20 protein-coding genes are annotated in these 26795 nt (G+C 63.7%); 4 read left to right on the top strand and 16 right to left on the bottom strand.

Annotation, left to right across the window (positions count from 1 at the left end):
• The first annotated feature begins 49 nt into the window (after positions 1-49).
• Positions 50-1225 carry a serine protease gene (locus G5V57_RS13700; protein WP_165168040.1) on the top strand — a complete coding sequence of 392 codons (1176 nt, stop codon included), beginning with the start codon at positions 50-52 and terminating at the stop codon, positions 1223-1225.
• 191 nt (positions 1226-1416) lie between these two features.
• Here the strand turns inward: G5V57_RS13700 and G5V57_RS13695 are convergent, their stop codons facing one another.
• From G5V57_RS13695 to G5V57_RS13635, 13 genes are all read right to left on the bottom strand, one after another.
• A complete protein-coding gene (locus G5V57_RS13695) occupies positions 1417-2283 on the bottom strand; it encodes an alpha/beta fold hydrolase (protein WP_165168039.1) in 867 nt (288 codons plus the stop codon).
• Between the two features lie 322 nt (positions 2284-2605).
• Positions 2606-2929 carry a thioredoxin TrxA gene (gene trxA / locus G5V57_RS13690; protein WP_165168038.1) on the bottom strand — a complete coding sequence of 108 codons (324 nt, stop codon included), beginning with the start codon at positions 2927-2929 and terminating at the stop codon, positions 2606-2608.
• Between the two features lie 188 nt (positions 2930-3117).
• Positions 3118-6453: a double-strand break repair helicase AddA gene (gene addA / locus G5V57_RS13685; protein ID WP_165168037.1), complete on the bottom strand. Its 3336-nt coding sequence runs from the start codon at positions 6451-6453 to the stop codon at positions 3118-3120.
• Positions 6450-9449 carry a double-strand break repair protein AddB gene (gene addB / locus G5V57_RS13680; protein WP_165168036.1) on the bottom strand — a complete coding sequence of 1000 codons (3000 nt, stop codon included), beginning with the start codon at positions 9447-9449 and terminating at the stop codon, positions 6450-6452. Before addB ends, addA begins: the two co-directional genes overlap by 4 nt.
• Positions 9450-9461: 12 nt before the next feature.
• Complete coding sequence (locus G5V57_RS13675) at positions 9462-10175, bottom strand: nucleotidyltransferase family protein (protein ID WP_165168035.1); 714 nt, start codon at positions 10173-10175, stop codon at positions 9462-9464.
• Entirely contained in the window at positions 10172-11689 is a 1518-nt protein-coding gene (gene tsaE / locus G5V57_RS13670; RefSeq protein ID WP_165168034.1) for a tRNA (adenosine(37)-N6)-threonylcarbamoyltransferase complex ATPase subunit type 1 TsaE, read from the bottom strand. The genes G5V57_RS13675 and tsaE overlap by 4 nt, the downstream gene beginning before the upstream one ends.
• A 23-nt stretch (positions 11690-11712) precedes the next feature.
• Complete coding sequence (locus G5V57_RS13665) at positions 11713-14208, bottom strand: PAS domain-containing sensor histidine kinase (RefSeq protein ID WP_165168033.1); 2496 nt, start codon at positions 14206-14208, stop codon at positions 11713-11715.
• A gap of 163 nt (positions 14209-14371) precedes the next feature.
• A complete protein-coding gene (gene ahcY / locus G5V57_RS13660; protein ID WP_165168032.1) occupies positions 14372-15775 on the bottom strand; it encodes an adenosylhomocysteinase in 1404 nt (467 codons plus the stop codon).
• Between the two features lie 86 nt (positions 15776-15861).
• Complete coding sequence (locus tag G5V57_RS13655) at positions 15862-16137, bottom strand: HPr family phosphocarrier protein (RefSeq protein WP_165168031.1); 276 nt, start codon at positions 16135-16137, stop codon at positions 15862-15864.
• Entirely contained in the window at positions 16138-16536 is a 399-nt protein-coding gene (locus G5V57_RS13650) for a PTS sugar transporter subunit IIA (protein WP_165168030.1), read from the bottom strand.
• 212 nt (positions 16537-16748) lie between these two features.
• On the bottom strand, positions 16749-17207 hold the full coding sequence (locus tag G5V57_RS13645) for an HPr kinase/phosphorylase (protein ID WP_165168029.1): 459 nt from the start codon (positions 17205-17207) through the stop codon (positions 16749-16751).
• Positions 17200-19005, bottom strand: coding sequence for a sensor histidine kinase (locus G5V57_RS13640; RefSeq protein WP_165168028.1), 1806 nt, complete (start codon positions 19003-19005; stop codon positions 17200-17202). The genes G5V57_RS13645 and G5V57_RS13640 overlap by 8 nt, the downstream gene beginning before the upstream one ends.
• Positions 19006-19024: 19 nt before the next feature.
• Positions 19025-19723 carry a response regulator transcription factor gene (locus tag G5V57_RS13635; protein ID WP_165168027.1) on the bottom strand — a complete coding sequence of 233 codons (699 nt, stop codon included), beginning with the start codon at positions 19721-19723 and terminating at the stop codon, positions 19025-19027.
• A 113-nt stretch (positions 19724-19836) separates the two neighbouring features.
• Here G5V57_RS13635 and G5V57_RS13630 point away from each other — a divergent pair, with 113 nt between their 5' ends.
• Both G5V57_RS13630 and G5V57_RS13625 read left to right on the top strand, forming a co-directional pair.
• The gene (locus G5V57_RS13630; RefSeq protein WP_165168026.1) at positions 19837-20565 is read left to right on the top strand and encodes a HugZ family protein; all 729 of its coding nucleotides are present in this window, start codon (positions 19837-19839) and stop codon (positions 20563-20565) included.
• Between the two features lie 128 nt (positions 20566-20693).
• Positions 20694-22289: a phosphoenolpyruvate carboxykinase gene (locus G5V57_RS13625; RefSeq protein WP_165168025.1), complete on the top strand. Its 1596-nt coding sequence runs from the start codon at positions 20694-20696 to the stop codon at positions 22287-22289.
• 59 nt (positions 22290-22348) lie between these two features.
• Here G5V57_RS13625 and G5V57_RS13620 read toward each other — a convergent pair whose 3' ends face one another.
• Positions 22349-22930, bottom strand: coding sequence for a MarR family winged helix-turn-helix transcriptional regulator (locus G5V57_RS13620; protein ID WP_165168024.1), 582 nt, complete (start codon positions 22928-22930; stop codon positions 22349-22351).
• A gap of 311 nt (positions 22931-23241) precedes the next feature.
• Between G5V57_RS13620 and G5V57_RS13615 the strand changes: the two genes are divergently transcribed.
• Positions 23242-25383 (top strand): transglycosylase domain-containing protein, encoded by a 2142-nt coding sequence (locus G5V57_RS13615; RefSeq protein ID WP_165168023.1) that lies wholly within the window; start codon positions 23242-23244, stop codon positions 25381-25383.
• 20 nt (positions 25384-25403) lie between these two features.
• Here the strand turns inward: G5V57_RS13615 and G5V57_RS13610 are convergent, their stop codons facing one another.
• Positions 25404-25916 carry an META domain-containing protein gene (locus G5V57_RS13610; protein ID WP_165168022.1) on the bottom strand — a complete coding sequence of 171 codons (513 nt, stop codon included), beginning with the start codon at positions 25914-25916 and terminating at the stop codon, positions 25404-25406.
• A gap of 69 nt (positions 25917-25985) precedes the next feature.
• The gene (locus G5V57_RS13605) at positions 25986-26765 is read right to left on the bottom strand and encodes a M48 family metallopeptidase (protein ID WP_246737619.1); all 780 of its coding nucleotides are present in this window, start codon (positions 26763-26765) and stop codon (positions 25986-25988) included.
• Between the last annotated feature and the right edge of the window lie 30 nt (positions 26766-26795).

Raw genomic sequence — 26795 nt, 5'->3', positions numbered from 1 at the left:
AGCATGGGGGAATGCTTAACCCACCACCAACCACGAAAGGGCCACCGCCATGGCCAACGCTCGCGCCTTAAACCGCGCGATGGTCAGCGTCTTTGCCATCGCCGGAGTTTCGATGTTGCTCAGTGAGCAACCCGCCCATGCCGACAGCGCGCTCACCTGCGTGATGACCGACACCAAGGGCGGCAAGATGACCTACGGCTTCGTCAAGGGTACTGACAATTCGATCCACGAGTACAGTGTGATCACACCGCAGGGCAATCGCATCAACCATCAGTATCCCAACCTGCCGGGCTGGGGCGCCAACTGGGACAACACCAAGTTCTGGATCGTCCCGGACAGCAACCCCGATTATCAGCTAGTTGCCACCAAGCTCGGGCCGATCACCAATGGCTGGCGCTATAGCGATGCCGTGGTGTGGAAGAACATCAACGGCCGCTCGGTTCTGGTTTCGCAGGGCGTGTGCGGCACCGAGGGACGGGCATGGGAGCGCGACAACAACTCGCCGACATATCCCGTGACGCAAGTCGCCCAGCCGTGGCAGCCGACCCATATCGAGCCTGCCGGTGACACGTCTGACTCTCAGGAGAAACCCAAGAGTTGGAGTGGAACTGGCTTCAGGATTACTTCTGACAATCACGTACTTACAAATGAACATGTAGCCGGCAATTGCGGACGGTTAACGGTCTCAAGACCGGGCGATGTTCCGGTAGATGCCGAATTGGTTGCATCAGATCCCACAAATGATCTGGCCCTGATAAAAACGAAATCGCCGCTCTCTGGTAGCGTTGCCAAGTTCAACAATGGCGCCGCGCCAAAAGCGGGCGAGGAGATCGCCGTGTACGGATTCCCTCTGGCCGGTGCTTTGGCGTCAAGCGGAAACATTGTAGCCGGAAATATTGCAGCGCTTGCAGGCTTAGAAAATGACAGCCGGCATTACCAAATTTCTGCGCCTGTGCAGCCGGGGAATAGCGGCGGCCCGGTATTGAACAATAAGGGAGAAGTGGTTGCCGTCGTTTTCTCCAAGTTGAACGCCATAAAAGCGGCAAAAGTGACCAGCGATATTCCCCAGAACATTAATTTCGCGATCAAAGGAAGCGTGGCGGTCAATTTTCTCGAGAGTAACGGGATCTCCTTTGAAACCCAAGCGGGTCAGACCAAATTGGATGTTCCTGCAATTGCAGAGAAGGCAAGAGCTTTTACGTTCCTGATAGAATGTAAAAACTAATCTTGGTGGGGAGCCGGGGCGTGCTTGTGACAGCAATCGCTCTGGCATTGCATCAGGATTGTGCCGCTGGTCCCCCCTCGCCCTGACGCTCATCCGCGGGGGAGAGGGGATCGTTCAATAGCCACAATTTATCCTCTGGCAGTAGGGAAACGCCGCTCCGACGTAATCGAAGCGGCGCAAGCCTTGCAGTACTACTGGAACATCCCCTTCGGCGTCTCGCCTTTCAGGAACGGTTCGATGATGCCCATGAGCAACTCCGTCTGGCCGATGACGGCGGTATGCGAGGTCGCCGGCAGGATGGCGAGGCGCGAGGCAGGCAAGGGCTTGCCCATGTCGCCCATACCGCCGCCGCCGAGCAGGCGGAACATTGCGACCGCATGTTCGAGCGTCGCCACATCGGCATCGCCGGCGATGATCAGCACCGGCGTCTTCAGCGCCTTGACCTCAGCGCCCCAGGCCATCGGCTCATGCTCGAGCGCGATCAGCTTCTTGACCAGAGCCGGGAACCCGTCGGGATTGGCGGCGAGCTTCTTATAGTCTTGAGCGAACGGCATGTTGACGAACATCTCGACCGTCATCTGCGGTTTGAAGGCGGTGAATTCCGGCTGCCAGCCCGCGGCATCATAGGCGGCGGAGGCCGCGACGAGCTTGTTCACCTTATCGGGATGACGGATGGCGAGCTGGAGACCGGCGGCAGTGCCCATGGAGTAGCCCAAGACATCGGCCTTCTTGAGCCCCACCTTGTCCATGAAGACGGCGACATCGTCGGCCAGATTGGGATAGGTGATCGGCCGGTCGATATCGGTGGTGCGGCCATGGCCCTGGAATTCCAGCGCATAGACCTTGTGAGTCTCGGCTAGCTTGGGGATGATCGCCCCCATCGTCTCGATATTCATATAGGCGCCGTGCAGCACGACCAGCGGCTCGCCCTCGCCTGAGACCTCGTAATACATCTGCATGCCGTTGACCTCGACCCGGTCGCCTTTGGCTTCGGGCTGGGCGAGCGCCGGGCCTGCCAGGAACAGCAGGATCCAGGCGATCAGCGTTGTTCGGAACATCGGTATCTCTCCTCGTCTATGCGCGGCTCAATGCCGGGCTTCACCCACACGACGAAGGACGCCTCGCGATTTCGACAACGTGCTCGAGAATTTTTTGTTGCAATCGCGGCCGCGCGGGCGCCATGGCTAGGTCGCGATCAGTTCGAAGAGGGAGTCCATATCCATTCCATTTGCACATCACGCGCCTGGATCGCCCCAACTGGAATTCCGGTGTTCTTGGGGCTTTCGCGAAATCCGCCGAAATTCCCTGTAAATTCCCTGCAAAAAAACACGGCCCGGAAAACCGGGCCGTGCCTACCTGAGTCTTGAAATGTTCGTGGGCTCAGACGATCGATTGCTCGATCCAGGACTGGAGCTGGCCCTTGGGCGCCGCACCGACCTTGGTGGAGGCGACCTTGCCGCCCTTGAACAGCATGAGGGTCGGGATGCCGCGTACGCCATATTGCGACGGCGTCTTCGGGTTCTCGTCGATATTGATCTTGACGACCTTGACCTTCGGCCCGAGCTCCTTGGCGATCTCCTCGAGCGCCGGGGCGATCATCTTGCACGGCCCGCACCATTCGGCCCAGAAATCGACGACCACCGGGCCGTCCGCTTTCAGGACATCGGCGTCAAAGGAAGAGTCGGAGACCTTGTGGGTAGCCATGGAAACCTCGTGGGGAAAATAGGAATCGGTTGATCAAAAGGTAGGGACCGGGACCCCAAGGGTCAAGGGCGGCGAGCGCGGGATGCGGAAAAGCGGGTCCCGGTCCTTTGCGGGTATTCCGCCCTAAATATTGAAATCGATCAGGTTTATGAGTTTGGACTGATGCAATCCAAACTCGTCGCGATCCACTACATGGCAGGCATGACCCGGTCGAGCATCTCCGACGGGATGACCATCAGCCGGGGAGCCTCGGTCCACAACAAGGCCGCCGTGACCCGCCTTTCCGGGAACATCCGGGTGAGTGCGGCCCGATAGGCCGCGAGCTGGGCGATATAGGCTTCGGGCACGGCCGAAAGCTCAGCCGGCGGGACACGGTCGCTCTTGTAGTCGAGAATCAGAACTTCTTCTTCCCCAACGACAAGCCGATCGACCTGGCCGGCCAGGAGGCCCTGCGTCCCGAGTTCCGCCATCAAAGGGATCTCGGCAAAGCCATTGCCGACGAAATAGCGGGCATATGCCGGATCCTCGATGATGGCGGCCACCTTGTCCGCCAGGCTCTGCGCCGCCGCTCCGGTGATGCCGCGACGGTCGAGAATCTCGAGGGCGGCGTCCTTCCGCCGCTCGGGCGGCAGGTCGGGGAGAAGCTGGAACAGGCGGTGCAGGGCCCGCCCCTGCTCCATGGCGGCCGACGGCGCCACCGGCCCCTTGCGGACCAGACGCGACGGGTTGATCCAGTCATGGCCGGCGAGCTCGCGCGGCGGCTTCTCCGTGAGCCAGGCCGGACTCTCCGTCGCGGCCTCAGGCTCGGGCGCGCTTTTCACTGCTGCTGCGGGCGGCACCGCCTGGACATCCGCGATGCGCAGGAGACCGTCGCCATCGCGCTCGCCCGCGAGGCTCGCCTCGACCAGCGCATACCAGCTGCCGGCCTTGGGCTCGTCATCGCTCGTATAGCCGCAGATATAGAGTTCATCGCGCGCCCGGGTCAGCGCCACATAGAGCTGACGGCGATATTCGTCGAGACGCTGGACGCGCAGCAGTTCGCGCTTGGCCGTCACCTGCGGCGCCTCGACGCCGCCGCCGAAGCGCCAGAAGGGGATGAGCTTGCCCTCGGGCGCCGGCAACATCAGCGGCTGCACCTCATTGCGGTCGTCGGGTGGCGCGCAGGTATCGGGCAGGAAGACGATATTGGCCTCGAGCCCCTTGGCGCCATGCACGGTCATGATGCGCACCACATCGCCGCTCTGGTCCATGTCGCGGCGGATCTCGGTGTCGGCGGAGGTGAACCAGTGCAGAAAGCCCTGCAGGCTCGGCGTCTCGCGCTGCTCGTAATCGAGCGCCAGATTGAGAAAGGCGTCGATGAGATCGACGGCCTCGGGCCCGAGCCTCGACAGGATGTTCTGCCTGACACTCGGCATGTCCTCGCCCAGCACCCGGGCATAGAAGCCGAACGGGGTCTCCTTGCCGCCCCAGTCGATCCAGCGGCGGAGTCTCGCGACGATTGTGTGCAGCGCCGCGTTCTCGGCGAGACACTGCCAGAGGCTGCGCCGGCCGCGGCCAAAAGCAAGAGCGAAGAGATCGTCGTCATCGAAAGCGCGGCCATCCGGATGCGAGATCAGCGGGCTCTTCAAGAGGCAGGCGAGCGCGTGATCGTCTTCCGGCAGCACGATGAACTGGCCGAGCGCCAGGAGATCCTGGATGGCGATATGGTCGTTCAGCGTGACGCGATCGGCGCCCGCCACCGGCACGCGGCAGCGATTGAGCTCGCGCAGCATGCTGGAGAAGAAGTCGTTCCGGCTCCTGACCAGGATCAGGATATCGCCCGGCGTGACCGGCCGGCCGAGCGCCGTGATGATGCGCTTCTCGCGCAGCCATTGGGCGATGGTCTCGGCGATGCGCTGCGCGAGCTTGCGGGCCGGATGATTGCGGTCGATACGGTCGACCGGCACGAGCCAGGGATCGTAGTCGGGCTTGTCGTCCTTGCGCGTGACCGGCCACAGCTCGATGAGCCCGGCATGACCCTTGCGAACCGCCTGGTGCAGGACATCGCTGTCGCCTTCGCTGATGAGTCCCTGACGCGCGACGCCGCCCGCGAAGACCGCATCGACCGCTTCCAGAACCGTCCGGGTCGAGCGGTAGGAAATGCTGAGCGACACCGTATCGAGGCCATCGGCCCCGCTGAGACGGGATTCGAAATAGGTCCGCGTCTCCTCGAAGGCGGCGGGATCGGCGCCCTGGAAGCTGAAGATCGACTGTTTGCGGTCGCCGACGACGAAGAGCGTGCGGACGGCTTCGCCACGCGCGCCCGCGCCCGAGAAGAATTCCTGCGCCAGCGCCTTGACGATCTGCCATTGCGCCGGGCTGGTATCCTGGGCCTCATCGACCAGTATGTGGTCGATCCCGCCGTCGAGCTTGAACAGAACCCAGGCGGCGGAAACCTGTTCGACCAGGAGCCGTCTGGTGCGCAGGATGAGATCCTCGAAGTCATAGCGGCCGTAAAGACGCTTCAGCCGCTCATAGTCGTTGATGATGCCGGCCGCCAGCGTGACGAGCGCCTCGGTCGCGAGCATCATCTCGTCGGTCGCGAGCTTGCCGAGCAGCGTGACGACGCGATCCATCTCGCACTCGAGCGCCTCGGCGAGCCACGGCTCGGCCGTCTGCATCTTCTTGCCGACGACCGAGGACAGTGCTTTGGGCTTGAGGTCCTTCTTGAGGAACAGGTCCCTGAGAGTCTCGCGGTCGCCCGCCTTGACGCGCCTGAGCGCCAGCGCCGATTTCCGGTCGGTCGCCGCGGCGGAGCACTCCAGGGTCTCGATCATCCGCTCATAGAGCGGCGCATCGACTTCCATCAGCTCTGCCTCGAGGCTCGCCGCCGTATCCTCAACTCCCAAGCCCAGTTCGCGGCGCAGATAGTCGAGATCGAGGGACAGATCGGAGCGCTTGATCAGGATGGTGCGCAGCAGCTCGTCGAATGCTTCCGCCTGGGCGCGTGCCACGATGCGCTTCAGCGCCGGGTCGTCCGCCGTCTCGGCCTCGGCGATGATGCGCCGGCGCGCCTGATCGAGCAGCTCGGCCGCACTCCTCTCATCCATCACCTCGAAGCCCGGCACCACGCCGGCCTCCACCGGGAAAAGCTGCAGCAGCCTTTCGCAGAAGGCGTGAATGGTCTGGATCTTGAGGCCGCCCGGCGTTTCGAGCGCCAATGTGAAGAGCTCGCGGGCGCGCCTGAGCGTCTCGGCGGTCACGTCGGCATGCCCCATGGCGCGGATATGCTGGACGAGATCGGCGTCCTCCAGCACAACCCATTTACCGAGACGGCCATGCAGGCGGCTCGCCATTTCGGCGGCGGCCGCCTTGGTGAAGGTAATACACAGGATCTTGTCGGGCGGCGTGCCCGACAACATCAGCCGAATGACGCGGTCGACCAGAACATGCGTCTTGCCCGAGCCGGCATTGGCCGCCACCCAGACCGAGCGTTGCGGATCGGAAGCACGGCGCTGATCGTAACTCGCCACCGAGAGCTTCATGACGCGTCCTCGGCGAGCGACCATTCGCGCCATCGCGAGAGATGGTCGAAGGGCGATGTATCCTGCTCCTTCTCCATCGCTGCGCGCGGCAGATAGCCCTTGGTGACATCGTCATAGGCGCGGATCAGCGCCTTGAATTTCTCCAGATGCTCCTGCGCCTTCTCCATGATCTCGAGATCGGCGATGGGCTGCAGCAGACCCGGCGGCGCCCCGCCGGAGAGCTTGATATAGAGGAGCGCCTCAGTCTCGGCGGGCTCGACGCCCTTGAAGCTGCCTGCCGCGAGAAGTGCGGCCTCGAGGGTCAATTGCGGGGCAAGCCCGGTCTTGACCTGGGAGCCGGTGGGAATGCGTCCGGTCTTATAGTCGATGAGCCTGGCCTTGCCGGACGCCATGATGTCGATGCGGTCGGCGCGGCCGGTCAGCGTGAAGCCGTCGAACTCGTGGGCGGCCGCGACCTCGGCATGAATGCGCAGGAGGCCCTGGCGCAGATTCCGCTCCTCGGCGACGAACCAGGGCACGATACGCAGGAAGCGCGGCCACCAGAAGCCCGCCACATCGGCGTCGGCCATATGGGGCGCGAAAACCTCCGACCCGAGCCGCTTCAGCTCGCTTTCCGCGTCCACGGGCAAGGTCACCGGATAGGCGCTGGAGAACAGATTGAGCGTGTCATGGATGAGATTGCCTCTGAGCCCCAGATCGGCGGCGGCGCCGATCGGCGGCAAGGGCTCGAGGCGCAGCACCTTCTCCGCATAGATGCGATAGGGATCGCGCATCAGCTTCTCGACCTGGGTAATGCTCAAGGAGCGCGGTCTGGCGGCGACCGGCGGCCTTGGCCTCGGCATCACGACACGTCGATCACCGCGCGCGTCGTCGAACGTCCTCGCCCACTGACGCCAGGCGGCGCCGTCGTCGAAAGCCGTGCCGGTCGCCTCGAGGATCATCCTGAGGCGCAGGATCCAGCGCGAGGCGACGGCGGGCTGCTCCTTGACGCGCTTCGACCAGGTGAGCACCACCTTGGGCGCGCCGAGACCTTGCGCGAAGTCATGCGCGGTGAGGCCGATGCTGCGCTCGGGCGGCGTCATGCCCAGGCTCTCGCGCATCGGCCGGTTGATCCACGGGCCGGGATCGGGCTGGGCCGGCCAGCTCGCCTCGGTGAGGCCGCCCATGATGACGACGTCGGGATTGATCAGGCGCGCTTCGAGCAGTCCCAATATCGAAAGGCGCGGATGATGGACGGAGAGCCGCACCGGCAGGCGGCGCAGCCACCCGGCCAGGAAGAGTGCTGCGCGTTCCGGCCCGCACTCCGGCAGGAAGCGCTCCGCGGCTGCCAGCGACTGGACGAGCAGATCGATCGCTTCCGCCGCCGGGGCATCGGCAGTCCTGTCGGCGACATGCTCCAGTGCGGCGGTGAAGACGCCGGCATGCTGGGCGAGCGAGGCCTCGCCGCCTGGCATCAGGCTTGCCAGCGCGGCGCTGGCGGCGCGCGCCTGATCTTGCGCCAGCGCCCAGTCCGGCTCGCTCAGGCGCTTCAGCGCCATAAGGGTGTGGATGTCCGTCTCGGCCTCGCGCCGCGCTTTCACCAGAGCGTCGACGATGGCATCGGGCGCCAATCGATCCAGCCCTGAGCGCAACAGCGCCAGGTCGATGATGCCGGCCGCCTTGCGCGCCGCCTCGGGCGGCTGCCCGAATATGGCCAGCGGATGATGCAGCAGTTTGGCGAATTCGTGGATGGCGAAATCGGAGAGCCGGTAATCGATGAGGGCGGACAGCAGCGAGCCCATTGGCCGCCTGTTCAAGGCCACACCGGCCGAATCGTCGATCTCGACGCCCCAGCGCTTCAGCGCGCTGACGACGCGGCGCGCCAGATCGCGGTCGGGCGTCACCAGTGCGGCGGTCTTGCCCGGCTCCTCCAGAACCTCGCGCATGATGAGGGCGATGGTCTGCGCCTCCTGATGGTGATCGGCACGCTCGATCAGGCTGACGCCCGCCATGCCGCGGACGATCTCGTCGCGCCCGGCGAAAAGAGCCTCGCGCCAGCTGCCGGCCGCCGCCGTCGGCCGCATGATCTCGGAAGCGAGCCAGCTGCGCGCCGGGTTACGCGGACTATCGTCGATACCGGGCAAGGGCCGCACGTCGCTGCGTCCCTGGTTCCATGAGTCGAGAAGGCGCTTCAGGCCGAATTGTGGATGCTGCGGAGAGACATGCTGCCAGGCTTCCTCGCTCATCGTCTGATCGAGGCCCGGCAGGACCACCGCGCCGTTGGGCAGCGCGGCGATCGTCTTCATAAGCTCCGACGCCGCCGGAATGGAGCCGGTGGAGCCCGCCACGATGATCGGGCTTTCGGGGCGCAACTCGGCCAGCCGCTTCGCTTCGAGCCGCAAGAGACGGCTGCGCCTTTCCATGGGGCCGAGGAGGCCGAGCGTTTCGAGCTCGTGGGGCAGCCTCTCGCGGACGATCGCCAGAAAACCCAATATCGCCGTGCGGTGCTCTGCGAGATCGGCGGCGAAGAGATCGGACAGCTTCGCGAGATCGGCCTCTTCCGTCTCGAAAGTGTCGACGAGCTCGCTGAGGCTTTCGGCCAGAGCGATGGCCTGTGAAGGGGAGCCGGCGATCTCGCGCGACAGGCGCTCGTCGGGATAAGCCACGACCCACTCGTCGATGAGACGGATGAGCAGCGCCTCCCGCTCCAGCGCCGAGATGGCGGGCGCCAAGAGATCATCGGCGGGTGATGAGTCATCGGGCACCAGCAGGTCTTCTTCCACATCTCCGATCGGACGGATGCGCGGCAGGAGCATCGCCTCGCGCCCCGCCACGGTGAGAAAGCTGCGCTGCAGGATGCGCACGGCGCGCCGCGTCGGCAGAAGAATGGTCCAGCGCGGCAGCTCGTCAAGCGATGGCGGCGGCAGGTCGGCCGGGAAATTCCCGGCGAGGATCGCGCGCGTCAAAGCGGGCAGAAACGCAACGTCGGGTGGAATGTTGAAAAGGCGAAGGCTCACGCCGCGCCCTCATCATGCGCGCAGCGCGCATTCGGCCAGAGGGATGGCCTCAGGCGTGCCGACATGCAGCCACAGGCCCTGATGCTCGATCCCGAAGAGGCGTCCTTGCGCAATAGCCTTGTCCCACAGAAGGTTCACGGAGAATTTCGACACGCTTATATCGGCGAAGAGGCGCGGATGCACAAGATAGGCGCCGATATAGGCAAGTCCCGCCGCGCCCTTTGCCGACCTGCCCGTGATGCGGCCATCACCCTCCAGGTTGAAATCGCCGTGGCCGTCATAGCCGATGGTGCGCGCCGGATGGCAGAGCAGAAGCAGGCAATCCATGCGGGTTTCGTCCCAGCCTTCCTTGAGGCGCGCGAGTGCCGGCTTTTCCTGGTCGATCCAGATCGAGTCGCTGTTCACCACGAAGAAGGGCGCTTCACCCAGGAGCGGCAGGGCCTTGACGATGCCGCCGCCCGTGTCGAGAAGCTCCCGGCGCTCATCCGACACGACGATGCGCGGCGACGACTTGGCCTTGGCCCAGGCCTCGATCTGATCGGCGAGATAATGGACATTGACGACCGCGAAATCGCAGCCCGCCTCCGTCAGGCGCGACAGGCCGTAGTCGATGAGGGGCGTGCCCGCCACTTCCACCAACGGCTTGGGCTTGCCATTGGTCAAGGGGCGCATGCGCTGGCCCAAGCCCGCCGCCATGATCATCGCCCGCTGTCCGAGACCGGTCATTGCGGCAGCGATTCCCTGAGCGACGGCGGCAGATGACGGTCGTACCATTGGCGCAGGCGCGCCAACCTTGGATGGCCGAGATTGCGTTCGAGATAGCGCGACACCCGCGGGATGTGGCGCAGATAGCCGCGCTTGCCGTCGCGCTTGAAGAGGCGGGCGAAAATGCCGAGGATCTTCGAGGAGCGCTGGGCGCCGAAAAAGGCATAGGCCGACCGGAAGCCGGCTTCGTCGAAACCCGGATCATCCTTGCGCAGCGCGCAATAGCGATCGAGCAGCTCATCGGCGAGCGTGAAGTCGATATCGACGCGGGCATCCTGGAGCAGCGAGGCCAGATCGAAAGCTGGATGGCCGAGCACGCAGTCCTGCGTGTCGATCAGACCGACGCGTTTTATGCCGGAACGCTCCGGCAGCCACATGAGATTGGGAGAATGATAGTCGCGCATGATCCAGACCGGCTGCGCCGTGTCGCTCAGCGCGAAGAGCTCGTGCCAAATATCGAGGAATTCGCGGCGATCCTTGTCGGATGGCGTCGAGGCCTTGGCGAAGGGCCAGAACCAATCGAGAATCAGCTCGACCTCGATGGTCATCGCCTCGCGGTCGTAGCCCGACACATGATGCCAGTCGTCGTTCGGGATCGGCGCCTTGGCCGGCCATTCCCGGCGTGCCATGTCGACCAGGAGACGCATCGCCTCGTCGAGGGGCGCCGTCATGTCGTCGCCGCGCAGCATCATCCGGCCATAGACATCGGAGCCCATGTCCTCGATGACGGCGAGCCCTTCCTTGGCGCGCGCCGCCAGGATGCGGGGCGCGCTGTAGCCGCGCTCGACCAGGAAACTGTTCACCGCGAGCACCGCATTGATGTTCTCGGCGAGATGGGCGATGGCGCTGTAGGGCTTGCCGTTCTTGACGACGGGACCGTCGGGGCGCTCCGCCATGTCCATGAGAACGGCGGTCTTTCCGTCGAGCATCAGGCGTTCATAGCGCCGGAACGAGGCATCGCCTTCGAGGAACAGGCGAGTGGCGCGGGCCCAGTCGGTGTCCTTGAGGAAATCGGCAATGGCGGCGAGGCGCCGCAAAGCGAGCGCCCAGGCGCCATGCCCCTGAAGCTCGGCCTCGCGCGCCTTGCCCTTGGAGGTCAGGCGGACATCAAGGCGATCAGCCGGCAGGCTGCCCTCCAGACGCTCCGGCCATTCGACAATGAGCTGATGGGACTTGAGCAGCTCATCGAGGCCGAGCTCGTCGAGCTCCCCCGCCGATGCCAATCGATAGAGGTCGACATGCGCGACCGGGATTCGGGTCGCATCATAGGTCTGCACCAATGTGAAGGTCGGTGAGGGAACCTCGATCTCCTCCCCGGCCAGCGCCTGGATGAAGCTGCGCGCCAGCGTCGTCTTGCCGGCCCCCAGGTCGCCATGAAGGCAGATGACGCTGCCGGCCTTGGCCATCAGGGCCAGTTCGGTGCCCAGGGCGGCGGTCGCTTCGGCGTTTTTCAGGGATCTGTGCAGGGAGGTCATGCTGTCCGTATCGTGGGTCTCTTTTAGGCGGCGACGACGCGCCTGTGCTCCTGAAGGGAACCGCGGTCCTGGGCGTGGGGGCCACGCATCGGGAAGCGGCAGATGACGGTCGTGCCCTTGTTGACCTGGGAACGCAAGGAGACTCTTCCGCCATGCAGCTCCACGAAGCTCTTGACGATGGCGAGGCCGAGACCAGGGCCGCGATGGCCGCCCGGCATGGGTTTCGACTGGAAGCGGTCGAAGGCACGCTTCTGGAACTCGGGTTCGATGCCGCGGCCGGTGTCGGCGACCCACAGCAGGATGTCGTCGCCGTCATGCGCCGCCCCCATGCGGATGATGCCGCCCTGCGAGGAGAAGCCGATGGCATTGGTCAGGAGATTATGCAGGATCTGCGCCACGCGCTTGGGATCGCCGATGAAATGCTGGGCATCGTCGGCGACCTCGATATTGAGGGTCAGATCGCGCTTGGTCATCCACTGGCCGAGGGCTTCCCCCGATTCCTGCATGGTGGCGACGACGTCGATTTCGGAAAGCTTCAACTCCATGGCCCCGGCGTCGATGGTCGTCAGGTCGAGAATGGCGTCGATGATGACGAGCAGGTCCTGGGATGAATCCTGGATGTCGCGCAGATATTCCTGCTGCTTGGGCTTGAGCTCGCCGGCGATGCCGAGTGACAGGCTTTCGGCGAAGCCCAGGATATTGGTGAGCGGCGTGCGCAATTCATAGGAGACGTTCGACATGAAGCCGGTCTTCAGCCGGTCGGCAGCCTCGAGGGCCTCGGCGCGCTCGCGCAGCGCATTCTCGATGCGCGACGAATCCGTCACGTCGACATAAGTGAGCAGCGTGTTGCCGTCCGGCAAAGGCACGAAAGCATATTCGAGCGCCAGTCCGTCGGGCCGGTTCAACCTGCCCTTTTGCGGCTTGCGGCCGGTATCGAGGCTGGTCATGCCGTATTTGAGCTCGTCCCAGACGATGTCGTCGGCCAAGAGCTTGCGGCACTGGTCGATCACCGGGTCGATATGGGGCTGGCGGTCGAGGAAAGCGGGATCGAGCGACCAGAAACGGGCGAAGGCCGGATTATGCAGCTTGAGACGGCCATCGGTGCCGAAGAGAGCGACGCCTTCGTGCAAATTGTCGAGCGTCTCGCGCTGCACGTCGATCAACTCGTTATAGCGGCTTTCGAGCTGGATCTCCTTGGTCGCATTCTCATAGAGATAGGTGGTGCCGCCGAAGGGGTGCTGCTCGCAGATGACGCGCAAGGAACGGCCATCCGGCAGATACCACCAGCTCTCGCGTGTCTCGAGCGTCGTATAGGCCTGCAATTGCTTGGCCTTCCAGTCGCGGTAGTTGGCTTGTTCTGGCAGGCGGCGCAATTCGCGCAGGCGGTCGAGGATTTCGCCGTCGGTCGGCCCATGCGCCAGCCAGTCGGGGTCGAGGGACCAAAGCTCGGCATAGGCCGAATTGTGGAATCTGAGGCGCTGATCAGGACCGAAGATGGCGATCGCCGTGTCGAGCTTGTCGAGCGTGTTGGCGTGGCCCTGGATATGGCGCTTCAATTCCTTGCGCGCCGTCTCGATGGCGGTGACGTCGATGGCGAAGCGGGCGGAGCCGTCGGCGAGCTTGATCTCGTGCACGTCGAGCGCGCATTTGGTACCGGCGATGACCGAATGGCTGCGGCCCCTGAGACTGGCGGCGCGCGCGCCCTCGCGCGGCGGCTCGATCTTCGCATCATCGACGATCTCGATGCGGTTGGCGATGACGGTGTCGACATCCGGCGCCTCGACCGCCTTGATATAGGACTCGTTCACCCAGATCGTCTCGCCGGAGGTGTCCTTGAGCCAGATCGGAAAGGGCGCGGCATCGAGCACGGCGCTCAGACGCTCGACCTGCTTGCCGAGACGGCGCGCATCATAGGCGAATTCGCTAAGCTGGCGACGCTCGCCGGAGAGCGGGCGCAGACGCAAAGTGGTGGAGCCGCCGGCGGTGCGGCCGTCGGCCTCGAGCAACTCGCCGTCCAGGGTCTGGATGCCGATATTGAAGGGCGTGCCCTGGTCGCGCATCACGGTCACTGCCGCGATGAGCGCGTCGGCCGATTCGGAATCGAGCCAGGAGCGAAAATCGAGAAGGGCATCGGCGTCGGTGGGCACCTTCACAACGCCCTTCATGTCGCCTGCGATCTTGTTGGGCGCTCCGTCGCGGCCATGCCAGATCACGAGGATGGTGGGCTCGGCCGTGAGTATCGCCTGGCTCTCATTGAGCTCGCTTTCGAGCTCGCGGGCGCGCCGCTCCGCCGCCTGCTCCTCGCGGACGAGCTTGCGGATGACGAAGAACGCCCAGAAGAACACCGCCACCGCGGCGAAGATAGCGGTGAAGGTCAGCGGATCATCGGCAAAGCTCGTGACGAGCTGGCTGCCCAGGATCTCTTCGGCATGAGCCGGCGCGGCAGACAAAGCCAGGACCACAAACCCCGTTGCCCAATTGCAGGCAAACCCGGATGTGGAGGCAGCATCTATCCGCATCGTTTCTTCCGATTATCCTCTTGGGTAGGGTCGGGCCCGTCCGCCAACCCGCTCTGTGACGCATGCCCACTAACATCTCAGCGGGCGGGCCGAATCACCGGCCGCCCGCTGACAGGCAGATATACAAGCAAACATGCGGCACCGGAATCCCGGCACCGCGAACTTAATAGCGGTAGTAGTCGGGCTTGTAGGGTCCCTGCTTGGTGACGCCGATATAGGCCGCCTGCTCTTCCTTGAGCTCGGTCAGCTTGACCCCAAGCTTGGCGAGGTGGAGACGGGCGACCTTCTCGTCCAGCGCCTTGGGCAGGACATAGACCTCGTTCTTATATTTGCCATTGCCGGCATTGGCGAAGAGCTCGACCTGGGCCAGCGTCTGGTTGGTGAAGGACGCCGACATCACGAAGCTCGGATGACCGGTGGCATTGCCGAGATTGACCAGGCGGCCCTGCGACAGGAGGATGATCCGGTTCCCTTTGGGGAAATGGATCATGTCGACCTGCGGCTTGATGTTGGTCCACTGGTAGTTCTTGAGATCGGCGACCTGAATCTCGTTGTCGAAATGGCCGATGTTGCAGACGATCGCCATGTCCTTCATCTGGCGCATGTGATCGACGGTGATGACGTCCTTGTTGCCGGTCGCGGTCACGAAGATGTCGGCGGTCGGCAGTGCGTCCTCGATGGTCGACACGGCAAAGCCGTCCATCGCGGCCTGCAGCGCGCAGATCGGGTCGATCTCGGTGACGACGACGCGGGCGCCGGAGCCCTTCAGCGACTGGGCCGAGCCCTTGCCGACATCGCCATAACCGCAGACGACGGCGACCTTGCCGGCCATCATCACGTCGGTGCCGCGGCGGATCGCGTCGACGAGCGATTCGCGGCAGCCATATTTGTTGTCGAACTTCGACTTGGTGACGCTGTCATTGACGTTGATCGCCGGGAAGGGAAGCTCCCCCTTCTTCTGGAGATCATAAAGACGATGAACGCCGGTGGTCGTTTCTTCCGAGACGCCCTTGATCGAGGCCTTGATCTTGGAGAACCAGCCGGGGCTCGAGGCGAGGCGCTTCTTGATCTCGGCGAAGAGGCACTCCTCTTCCTCGTTCTTCGGGTTGGCGATGAGGGAGGGATCCGTCTCCGCCTTGGAGCCCAGGAGAATGAACAGCGTGGCGTCGCCGCCATCGTCGAGGATCATATTGGCGGGCTCGCCCGGCCAGTCGAAGATGCGACCGGTGTATTCCCAGTATTCCTTGAGGCTCTCGCCCTTGAAGGCGAAGACGGGGATGCCGCGCTTGGCGATCGCGGCGGCGGCATGATCCTGGGTCGAGTAGATGTTGCAGGAGGCCCAGCGGACCTCGGCGCCGAGCGCCACGAGCGTCTCGATGAGCACGGCGGTCTGAATGGTCATGTGGAGCGAGCCCGAAATGCGCGCGCCCTTCAGCGGCTGCTTGGGCCCCAGCTCCTCGCGGGTCGCCATCAGGCCCGGCATCTCGACCTCGGCCATCTCGATCTCTTTGCGGCCCCAGTCGGCCAGGCCGAGATCGGCAACGTGAAAGTCCTTGGAGCTCGCCATGTTCAAACCCTGCATCGTTATTGGAATGGCGCCCCTATAGCAGGGGCGACCCGGCATGTCCACAAGGACATAAAGAAATCTTTATATCATTCCTCGCCGAATTTTTCGGCGATCAGGGTGCCGAGCGCCTCCAGAGCGGCCAGCGCCTGGGGCCCCGCGGCGGTGACCTGGATGGAGGAACCCGGGGTGGCGGCCAGCATCATCAGCCCCATGATCGAGGTGCCGGGAACGGTCTGGCTGTCGCGGCTGACCTGGATATCGGCGTCGAACTGCTCGGCGCATTTCACAAATTTGGCCGACGCCCGCGCATGAAGGCCGCGGCTGTTGACGATCATGAAATTTCGGGTGTGGGGCTCGACCATCTAACCGCTCAGAATCTGGCTGGCGATATTGATATATTTGCGTCCAGCCTCCTGCGCCTTGACCACGGCGGTCTCGAGGCTGGAATCGTCGCGAATGCGGGCAAGCTTCACCAGCATCGGCAGATTCACACCGGCCAGCACCTCGACGCGGCCATTCTCGAGCAGCGAGATGGCGAGGTTGCAGGGTGTGCCGCCGAACATGTCGGTCAGCACGATGACGCCCTTTCCCGTATCCGCCGTCTGGATGGCGGCCATGATATCGGCGCGCCGCTTCTCGAGTTCGTCATCGGGACCGATCGATACGGTGACCAGATGTTCCTGGGGGCCGACCACATGCTCCAACGCAGACCGGAATTCCTCCGCCAGCCGTCCATGGGTGACCAGAACAAGTCCGATCATGAATTCAAATGCTCCACCGGAACATACCTACATACTTATGTGATTACAGGGGCCGCGAATGTGCCGGGAACTCTCGACATATGCAACACCAAGGATCGGCGCGCGTTTTGCCACCGGTTCTCCGTCGGATCGCACGTCAAATCTAGGATTTCGATCACGTTTATCAAGACAGGGCGATTTGACGTGATCGGGCCTGCGGAATTTGCCGCACTTCACGAATGAGGCACCGCCGTCAGAGCGGCGCGGATGCGCGCCGGGGCCGAGGCCTTGCGGGGGTCGATCCCGATCTCGCGCAACGCGATGCCGGCGATGTGGCGGAAGGCCGGTTCGGGCATCCGCTCGATTTCAGCCGCCGGCAAGAGCTTTACCGCAAGAGCAAGCTTCACTTCCGGCAAGTGGGTCACCTTCACGACGCCCTGCCCCCTGATCTCCAAAAGGCCGGCGATCGGCTTCGGGCTCGTGGCGAACAGAGCGGTTCCCCGCTTCTCGATGATGGTCTGATCGTCGGAGACGAGCCGGCCGCGCAATTCGAGATTGCCGAGACCGTAGCCCGGCTCATCGAGGAGGCGCAACAGCAGATCCGACTTGCCCGACCCCGGAGGCCCCTCGATCAATATGCCCGCATCGCCAAGCGCCACGCAGCTGGCGTGGATCGTGACGGCATCAGGCATCGGGGGCGACCCAGTCCTGCGGAATGGCGGGAATGCGGACGATGAAACGGGCGCCAAGGATCGGGCGCTCGCCGCCTGAAGGCGCCTTGCCGTAGCGGTTCTCGGCCCAGATGCGCCCCTTATGCGCCTCGACGATCTGGCGCGAGATCGAAAGTCCGAGGCCCGAATTCTTCCCGAAGGAGCCTTCCGGACGATCGGTATAGAAGCGTTCGAAGATGCGCTCGAGGTTTTCGGGCGGAATGCCCGGACCTTCATCCTCGACGCGGAACTCGATGTAATATTGCAGGCGCCGCACGCGCACCCTGACCGTCGAGCTCGGCGGCGCGAAGGAGCGCGCATTGTCGATGAGATTGCGCACGACCTGGCCGAGCCTGGTGTCGTGGCCAAGAATGACGAAGGCCCGGTCGCGCGGGATCGCCGCGGGGGGCGGCTGCACGTCGAGCGTGATCGCCGCCTGATTATCCTTGCGCGTCTCGTTGGCGAAGGACACCAGCGTGTCGAGCACCTCGGCGACATTGATGGGCTGGGCCTCGGAGCGTGCCAGCTCGGCGTCAAGCCTGGAGGCGCCGGAAATATCCGTGATGAGGCGATCGAGCCGGCGCACATCGTCCTTCACCACCTCGATGAGGCGGGTGCGCTGCTCGTCGGTCTTGGCGAAAGGCAGCGTCTCGACGGCGCTGCGGAGGGAAGTCAACGGGTTCTTGAGTTCATGCGAGACGTCGGCGGCAAAGGCCTCGATCGCCTCGATACGGTTGTAGAGCGCCGTCGTCATGTCGCGCAGCGCACCCGACAGATGACCGATCTCGTCGCGCCGTTGCGTGAAGTCGGGAATCTCGACACGCTTGTTGACACCGCGGCGCACCCGCTCGGCGGCACCCGCCAGCCGCCGGATGGGCTCGGCGATGGTGCCGGCGAGAAACACCGAGAGCAGGATGGTGACGAGGGCCACGAAGCCAAAGGTGAACAGCACGATCTTGCGCTCGGCCAGGAGAACATTGTCGATCTCGCCGCCCGAGGTCGAGAGCACGAGCGCGCCCAGCACGGCGCGGAAGCGCTGGATCGGCACCGCGACCGAGACGATGATCTCATTCTGGTCGTTGACGCGCACGATCGACACCGAGGCGCCGTTAAGCGCGGCGAGGATCTCCGGGAACTCCTTGCCGTTGTCGACGCCGTAATCTTTCTGATGCGGATAGTCGTTGGTGAACAGCCAGTCGTTGAGGCGCTTCCACAAGCGCATCCAGATGGTGTCCGGCTTGGCGTCGAAAGGCGGCAACTCGCGCTGGGTGATCTCGCCCCGGCCATAGAGATAGCGGCTGTCGACGACCAGGTTGCCGTCGGGATCGATGATGCGGGCGCGGATCGAGGTCGCGGCGAGAAGGCGGCGCAGAATGGGTCCGGCATTCTCGGGGTTGATCGGGAAATCGAGATCGCGCAACTGCTCCGCGTCGGCGGCGGTGTCGTCCTGCGAATTCATCAGCGCATCGGGATCGATGACGATCGAGCCCGTGTCGACCGTTGCCGAGCCCGCCACCGCGGCGGCGATGATATTCGCCTGCGGCATCAGGCTCTGCACGCGGGCGTCGATCAGGCCCTGTCGGAACTGATTGAAATAGAGGATGCCGAGAACGAGGACGATCAGGCCGGCGATATTGAGAAGGACGATGCGGCTGGTAAGGCTCGCCGGCGCCAGGCGGTGTATCCACCAGGCCAGGCCCCGATCACGCTCGACGACCGCTTCGGATGCGGCAGTGTCATCGACCTCGATCCGATCGGGTGTTTCGACGCCCGTAACCATGCCGTGCCCAGCCTATCGGTCACGCCTCCTTGAATCGATAGCCGACGCCATAGAGCGTCTCGATGCCATCGAAATCATCGTCGACGAGTTTGAATTTCTTGCGCAGCCGCTTGATGTGGCTGTCGATGGTGCGGTCATCGACATAAACCTGATCGTCATAGGCCGCGTCCATGAGCGCATCGCGGCTCTTGACGATGCCGGGACGCTGGGCGAGGGACTGCAGGATGAGGAACTCGGTCACCGTCAGGGTCACCGGCTTCGCGTCCCAAGTGCAGGAATGACGATCGGGATCCATCGAGAGTTTGCCACGGTCAATGGTCTTGGCAGCTTCCTGCGGCTGCACCGTACCGTCGCGCGGGGTGGCGCGGCGCAGCACGGCTTTCACGCGCTCGACCAGAAGGCGCTGCGAGAACGGCTTCTTGATGAAATCGTCGGCGCCCATCTTGAGGCCGAAAAGCTCATCGATCTCGTCGTCCTTGGAGGTGAGGAAGATGATCGGCAGATCGGATTTCTGGCGAATGCGGCGCAGAAGCTCCATGCCATCCATGCGCGGCATCTTGATGTCGAAGATCGCCATGTCGGGCGGCGTGTCCTGCAGGCCTTGCAGGGCGGCGGCGCCGTCGGAATATTTCTGGACCTGATAGCCTTCGGCCTCCAGAGTGATCCCGACGGAGGTCAGAATGTTGCGGTCGTCATCGACAAGAGCGATCGTCGGCATGTGGCCCTATACGTCTGTGGTTAACACTATTGCGGCTCTAGCCACGGAACTAGCGTAAAGTATGGCGCGCCGTTCCCAGCCCAAGGCCCTTCTATTAGGGAAATCATCTCTCAATGACAACTCCTGCGCGGCGCAGCTTCACTGGAACCGAGGCCCGTCAGCTGCTGCGACGAGCCCGAACGGCAGCACTTGGAACCAGCAATCTTGACCCTTCGGGACCTTATATCTCACTCGCCAATATCGCGACCGACGGTTGCGGCTACCCCATCATCTTCATCTCGAAACTGGCCTGGCATACCCGCAATATCCTGGCCGACCCTACAGGCAGCCTCATGGCGAGCGAAATACCGGCCGCGGGCGACGCCCTGACGGGGCAGCGGGTCACCATCATGGGCGCTTTTCAGCCGGTTCCTGCGGCGGAGGTCGCGGAACGCTATGCCGCGCAGCATCCGGCGGCCCGATTCTACCTCGATTTCCCGGATTTCTCCTTCTGGCGGCTGGTTCCGACGAAAATTCACGCTGTAGCGGGCTTCGGGCGCATCGAGACGATGGAACCCGATGAGGTCTTCCTGCCAGAAAGTACAGGGGCGGCAGTCATGGCTGGTGTCCCCGGCGCCATCGCCCATATGAACGAGGATCACGCCGATTCGATCGAGCTCTATGCGACGAAGCTCCTGGCGGCAGAGCCGGGGAAGTGGCGAATCACCGGCATCGACCCCGACGGCGCCCATCTCTGTCTCGCCGACAAGGTCCTCAGGCTCGACTTCGAGGAACCGGTGACAGGCGCGGACGGGCTCAGGAAAGCCTTCGTCACTCTAGCCCACAAAGCCAGAAATTCCTGATGTGAATACATCAGTGAAATGAGGTTCGATACCGCAAAAACTGTGATTTAATACCATCTTTCCGGCTCGTTTGCTGTTATACTCCCTCCCGGCTAAGCCATTCCGGCGATAATCTGTGGGAGGATTGTGTGCATCATACGGGCCGATTTAACGCGAATATCTCTCTTATCGTGAAGGAGCCGCGCTCCGTCGCTTTCAACTCCGGCGCCGCCCAGCTCTATGAAGAGGCGCTGCGCCGGGGCGAGGGACGCGTCGCCGATGGTGGCGCTCTGGTCGTCTCGACCGGCGCCCATACCGGCCGGTCGCCCAACGACAAATTCATCCTGCGCGACAAGACCACCGAAAAGACGATCTGGTGGGACAACAACAAAGCCATCTCGCCCGAGCATTTCGCCACGCTCAAGCAGGACTTCCTGGCGCACGCCAAGGACAAGCACCTCTATGTGCAGGATCTCCATGGCGGCGCCGATCCGGCCCATCGCCTCTCGGTGCGCGTGGTGTGCGAATATGCCTGGCATGCGCTGTTCATCCGCCATCTTCTGATCCGCCCCGAGACGCAGGACCTCGACGGCTTCGTTCCGCAACTAACGATCATCGACCTGCCGAGCTTCAAGGCCGATCCGAAGCGCCATGGCGTGCGCAGCGAAACGGTCATCGCCTGCGACCTGACGCAAGGTCTCGTCCTCATCGGCGGCACGCAATATGCCGGCGAGATGAAGAAGTCCGTCTTCACCGCGCTCAACTATCTGCTGCCCGACAAGGGCGTGATGCCGATGCATTGCTCGGCCAATGTCGACGCCCAGGACCGCAGTGCCGTGTTCTTCGGTCTTTCCGGCACCGGCAAGACGACGCTTTCCGCCGATCCCGCACGCACGCTGGTCGGCGACGACGAGCATGGCTGGTCGAATGACGGCATCTTCAATTTCGAGGGCGGCTGCTATGCCAAGGTGATCCGCCTGTCGCAGAAGGCCGAGCCCGATATCTACGCCACCACGCAGCGCTGGGGCACGGTGCTCGAGAATGTCGTGATGGACGAGGCGACCCGCCGGCTCGATCTCGACGACGGCTCGCTCACCGAAAATACGCGCGCGGCCTATCCCTTGCCTTACATTCCCAATGCCAGCGCGAGCGGACGCGCGCCCATTCCACAGACGATCGTGATGCTGACCGCCGACGCCTTCGGAGTCATGCCGCCGATCGCCAGGCTCACGCCGTCACAGGCGATGTATCACTTCCTCTCCGGCTATACGGCAAAGGTCGCCGGCACCGAACGCGGCGTCGTCGAGCCGCAGGCCACCTTCTCGTCCTGCTTTGGCGCCCCATTCCTGCCGCGCCATCCGAGTGTCTATGGCGCGCTGCTGCGCGAACTCATCGCACGTCATAAGGCGCAATGCTGGTTGGTCAATACCGGCTGGACCGGCGGCGCTTACGGCCAGGGCCAGCGCATGCCGATTGCGGTCACCCGCGCGCTTCTCGATGCGGCGCTGTCGGGCACGCTCGATAAGGCGGCGATGCGCAAGGACGCGCATTTCGGTTTCGAAGTGCCGCTCGCCGTCGCGGGCGTCGATGCGAAGCTGCTCAGCCCGCGCGACACCTGGACCGACAAAGCGGCCTATGACGCGCAGGCGCACCGGCTGGTGCAGATGTTCATCAAGAATTTCGCCAGGTTCGAGGAGTATGTCGGCGACGATGTGCGCGCCTCGGCGCCGGCGATGAGTGCCTAGATCACGACCACGTCAGACCGGTTCGGTCTGACGTGGTATCCACTTTTCCCCAGCAGGCGCTAATTCGCGGGCTCGTGCGCGATGCAGATCTGCGCCACTTCGGTGGTGCTGATCGGCAAATCGAACAGCATGCACAGATGCGGGCCCAGCGCATCGTCGCCGCGGCCCTGCTCGCGCCAGAAGCGGCAAGAGTCGCAGGCGCCGAAGGACGGGCTCTGGCGGCGGGCGGTCTCGCCCGCCAGCAATTCGGCAAGCCCCTTGTCCATGCGCCGGCGCGTCTTGCCGCCGAGCTCTCCGCACGCCGCGGCCAGCGCCATCCATGGGTCCTTCGCCATCATCGCGTGGCCGGCCTCGGTCAGCTCGAGCACGATCGAACGCTTCTCGCCCGGCCGCTCCGACTTGACGATGAGCTTCTTGCGCTCGAGTGCCTTCACCGTCTGCGAGATCGTGCCTTTGGTGGCGCCGAGATAGCGTGTCAGAGCCCCCGGCGAATTGGAGAAGCGGTTGGCGCGGGCCAGGAAGCGCAAGGCCTCCCACTGGGCGGGATTGAGCCCCTCGCCGAATTCGCCGCCGCGCATGAGCCGTGAAAGGCGTTCGAGCGCGTAGGCGATCTCCCTGGATTCGGCCTCTGTCTTTACCATAAGTCGGCCTCGGTATCGCGCCCCGCCCCAATCTTGACACGCGCCGAAAGTCACCGCAACGATCAGCGCGGAATGCGAGAAAGTGGGTGCCGTTTTTTGCAGCCCCCGAGCTGAAATAATAAGAATCGATCACGTTTGTGGGTTTGGATCGATTCGCCCCAAACAGATCGTGATCGAGCAGGAAATCAGCAAAAATCAAGCCATCATGACGACATGATTGAACGTCATTTCTGCCGGGACGCGGCATTTAGACGAGCTTAAGCCGGCTCGGCGAAGCTGCCGGTTCGGATCACTTAGGGCAACGCTCGGTAATGGGAAGCAACGGCAGGGGTGGGAAGCGCGGCCAGCGGCAGGAGCGCCGGGAACCGTCGCTTTTCGGCGGCCGCCAGAGTAGCAGTAGTGGTGGCGGCAGGCAGGTTCCGCATGGCCGCGTGCCGCGGCGCAAGCGCCGCTCCGGCTTCCGCTTCGTCAGCCTTTTCCTCACCCTCGTCTTCTGGGGCATCTTCGCCGGCGCCGCCGGCTTCGGCTATCTGTGGCTGACGCTCGACCAGAAGGGCCTGTTCCAGATCCCGGCTCGCGAGCCCGGCATCATGGTGCTGGCGGCCGATGGCTCGGTTCTCGCCGAACGCGGTGCCTTCTTCGGTGACGATGTGCGAATCGCCGATCTGCCGGCCTATGTGCCGCAGGCGATCATCGCCATCGAGGACCGCCGCTTCCGCTCGCATTTCGGCGTCGACCCCATCGGCCTGATCCGCGCCATGGTCGAAAATCTGCGCGCCGGACGCGTGGTTCAGGGCGGCTCGACGCTCACCCAGCAGCTCGCCAAGAATCTGTTTCTGAAACCCGACAGGACCATGGGCCGCAAGGCGCAGGAAGCTGTGCTCGCCATCTGGCTCGAGACGCAATTCAGCAAGGACGAGATCCTGCAGCTCTACATGAACCGCGTCTATTTCGGCGCCGGCGCCACCGGCATCGAGAAAGCGGCGCAGAAATATTTCGGCAAATCGGCGCGCGAGGTGACGATCGCCGAGGCCGCCATACTGGCGGCCGTGCTGAAGGCGCCCACCACTTACAATCCGATCACCAACCCCGAGGCCGCCAACAAGCGCGCGAATGAAGTGCTGAACGACATGGTCGATGCCGGCTTCATCGAGGCGGGCGACGCACAGATGGCGCTTACCGCGCCGGCCACGGTGAAGGCTTCCGACTACGTGCCCGCGACGCAATATATCGTCGATTATGTCGGCGAAATTCTGCCACAACTGGTGCGCAACTACGATCAGTCGATCGTCATCCAGACGACGATCAATCCGGACATCCAGGCGCTCGCCGAACGCTCGCTGCGCAAGCGGCTCAATCAGGACGGGCCAAAATTCAACGTCTCGCAGGCCTCCTTCGTGATGCTCGATCCAACGGGCGCCATCATTTCGATGGTCGGCGGCAAGTCCTATGTCAAAAGCCAGTTCAACCGCGTGACCAAGGCGAAGCGCCAGCCCGGCTCGGCCTTCAAGCCATTCGTCTATCTGGCGGCGATCGAACAGGGCTATGGTCCCGATTCGGTCGAGGTCGACGAACCGGTGCGTATCGGCGATTGGGAGCCGGAAAACTACAAGCGCCAGTATATGGGCCCGGTCACCCTGACCAAGGCGCTGGCGCTCTCGCTGAACACGATCGCGGCCAAGCTCGCCTTCAACGTGTCGCCCGCCGCCGTCATCGCCACCGCGCATCGCCTCGGCATCACCTCCGACCTCGCCGACAATGCCTCGATCGCGCTCGGCACGTCGGAAGTTACCCTGCTCGAGCTCGTCTCCGCCTTCACGCCCTTCGCCAATGGCGGCGCCCCGGTGCAGCCCTATATCGTCTCACGCATCACGACGCGCGACGGCGCCCTCCTCTACGAGCGCTCGGGCGATGGGCTTGGCCAGGTCGTCTCCGCTTACGATCTCGGCTCCATGAACCGGATGATGCGCGCGGTGATCACCGACGGCACCGGACGCAGCGCCCAGTTCAGCGACTACGAGATCGCCGGCAAGACCGGCACCAGCCAGGATTACCGCGACGCCTGGTTCGTCGGCTATACGGCGCATTACATCGCCGGCGTCTGGGCCGGAAATGACGACAACTCGCCTACCAAGAAAATGACCGGCGGATCGATCCCGGCCGCGATCTGGAAGGATGTGATGGAGCAGGCCCATGCCGGACTCTCCAATCTGCCGTTGCCGGGCGACAACAATCCCTATGGCGACGGGTCCGGCGCCATGGCCTCCTATTCGGAGACCTATCAGAATGCCGGCGACGACCAGGAATATCTGCCGCGGCCGCGGCAGAGGCGCGGCTTCTTCGAGAGCCTGTTCGGCAGTTCGTCCGACGACGAGTACACGCCACGCCAGCGCCGGAACGAAGACAGCGGAAATTCAGCGCAAAGGCTGCGCGAACGCGGCAACAGCAAATAGAGCATCGGCCGAGGCGCGCCTCACATCCTGAGCAGACGCAGGATGGTGACGCCTTTCGCATCGACGAGGATGAGCTTGTCGCGCTGCTCATCGATGCGCCATAGGCGCGCATCACCGAGCGCCAACAGGAATTCGCTCTCTTGATCAAGAATTGCCGGCGCGCAGGTCATTTTGGTCGAAATCATCGGGCTGAAGCTGATCCGAGCCTCGCTCACCGTCGCTCCGCCGCTGATGCGGTTGCAGCCGCCGCTTCCGGTTACTTTTCCATCGGCGGTGATGTCGATCACCGTCTGCACATTGTCGATGACGCCGCGATTGCGGATCGACTCGGCAATCCAGCGGCCGATCAGCGCGGCGGGAGCCGCACTGGCAGACCCGACGAGCTCGACCGCCGGGCCCCGCACCGCAGCGTCGGCGAGCGAGACATCGACAAGCCGCATTTCCAAGGGTGCCGCAGGCAAAGCCAGCGCTAAAGCGACGAGACCTATGAGCCTCCGCCGAGAGCGGAACAGGCGGACTCTTCCCGCTTTCATGCCGGTTCTCCTCATGTCATCACTCGGGCGAAACATTACGCCATTACTGGCGGGCGAATATATGAAACTTCACGGCCCCGCCGCATAGGCGTGCAAACGGGCGCCGTGCTGCTTAAGCCAGGTCTTGGCGCGCGCCGCATGCGGACAATGCGTGAGCACCAGCCGCCAATACTGACGCCCGTGATTCATGTGCTTGAGATGCGCCACTTCGTGGGCGGCCACATAATCGAGGACGAAGGGCGGCGCCAGCACCAGCCGCCAGGAATAGGACAGCGTGCCGTCGGAGGAACATGAGCCCCAGCGGCTCTTCTGATCGCGCACCGTGAGACGGTGGAACTTCACGCCCATGGCCATGGCATAGGCTTCGCTTGCCCGAACCAGGTCGTGGCGCGCTTCTACCTTCAGCCAATCGACGAGACGGCGTTCGAGATGGGCCGCATCGCCCGCCACCAGGATGGCATCGTCCTGCAGGTTTACCGTGCCGCGGCGGCTTCCGGACTGCACGATCCGGTGCTCTTCGCCGCGCAGCAGGATCGTCGAGCCCGCAACGACGGGCCGGGCCGCGGGTTCCGCGGCGAGTCGCTCGGCAATCCAATTGGACGATCGCTGGGCGAAATCGAGCGCTTCCTTGCGCCCGACACGGGGCGGCAAGGTGACGATGACGCCGGAGCGGTCGCGCGACAGCCGCAAGACCAGGCGGCGGGCCTTGGCATGGCGCCTGAATGTGACGGAGATCGATCTGCCATCAATGGCGAGAAGCGCCGGCTCGATCGGTTTCGGTTGCTTCGCCGGCTCGATCGGCTTCGATCGCCTCGCCAATCCCAACGCGCGATCAAGAAAAGTGGGCACCGGTTTTCTGTCCGATCGCGCGCCAATGCA

It is taken from the genome of Nordella sp. HKS 07, from assembly GCF_011046735.1.
Lineage (GTDB): Bacteria > Pseudomonadota > Alphaproteobacteria > Rhizobiales > Aestuariivirgaceae > Taklimakanibacter.
This window is presented reverse-complemented; position numbering and strand designations above follow the sequence as displayed.

Bases quoted from the DNA above. Each gene is read 5' to 3' on its own strand.
- G5V57_RS13700 (WP_165168040.1), top strand. From the start codon at position 50: ATGGCCAACGCTCGCGCCTTAAACCGCGCGATGGTCAGCGTCTTTGCC.
- G5V57_RS13650 (WP_165168030.1), bottom strand. From the start codon at position 16,536: ATGATCGGACTTGTTCTGGTCACCCATGGACGGCTGGCGGAGGAATTC.
- G5V57_RS13675 (WP_165168035.1), bottom strand. From the start codon at position 10,175: ATGACCGGTCTCGGACAGCGGGCGATGATCATGGCGGCGGGCTTGGGC.
- trxA (WP_165168038.1), bottom strand. From the start codon at position 2,929: ATGGCTACCCACAAGGTCTCCGACTCTTCCTTTGACGCCGATGTCCTG.
- G5V57_RS13695 (WP_165168039.1), bottom strand. From the start codon at position 2,283: ATGTTCCGAACAACGCTGATCGCCTGGATCCTGCTGTTCCTGGCAGGC.
- G5V57_RS13615 (WP_165168023.1), top strand. From the start codon at position 23,242: ATGGGAAGCAACGGCAGGGGTGGGAAGCGCGGCCAGCGGCAGGAGCGC.
- addA (WP_165168037.1), bottom strand. From the start codon at position 6,453: ATGAAGCTCTCGGTGGCGAGTTACGATCAGCGCCGTGCTTCCGATCCG.
- G5V57_RS13665 (WP_165168033.1), bottom strand. From the start codon at position 14,208: ATGCGGATAGATGCTGCCTCCACATCCGGGTTTGCCTGCAATTGGGCA.
- G5V57_RS13655 (WP_165168031.1), bottom strand. From the start codon at position 16,137: ATGGTCGAGCCCCACACCCGAAATTTCATGATCGTCAACAGCCGCGGC.
- G5V57_RS13610 (WP_165168022.1), bottom strand. From the start codon at position 25,916: ATGAAAGCGGGAAGAGTCCGCCTGTTCCGCTCTCGGCGGAGGCTCATA.
- G5V57_RS13635 (WP_165168027.1), bottom strand. From the start codon at position 19,723: ATGCCGACGATCGCTCTTGTCGATGACGACCGCAACATTCTGACCTCC.
- G5V57_RS13630 (WP_165168026.1), top strand. From the start codon at position 19,837: ATGACAACTCCTGCGCGGCGCAGCTTCACTGGAACCGAGGCCCGTCAG.
- G5V57_RS13645 (WP_165168029.1), bottom strand. From the start codon at position 17,207: ATGCCTGATGCCGTCACGATCCACGCCAGCTGCGTGGCGCTTGGCGAT.
- G5V57_RS13640 (WP_165168028.1), bottom strand. From the start codon at position 19,005: ATGGTTACGGGCGTCGAAACACCCGATCGGATCGAGGTCGATGACACT.
- G5V57_RS13620 (WP_165168024.1), bottom strand. From the start codon at position 22,930: ATGGTAAAGACAGAGGCCGAATCCAGGGAGATCGCCTACGCGCTCGAA.
- tsaE (WP_165168034.1), bottom strand. From the start codon at position 11,689: ATGACCTCCCTGCACAGATCCCTGAAAAACGCCGAAGCGACCGCCGCC.
- ahcY (WP_165168032.1), bottom strand. From the start codon at position 15,775: ATGGCGAGCTCCAAGGACTTTCACGTTGCCGATCTCGGCCTGGCCGAC.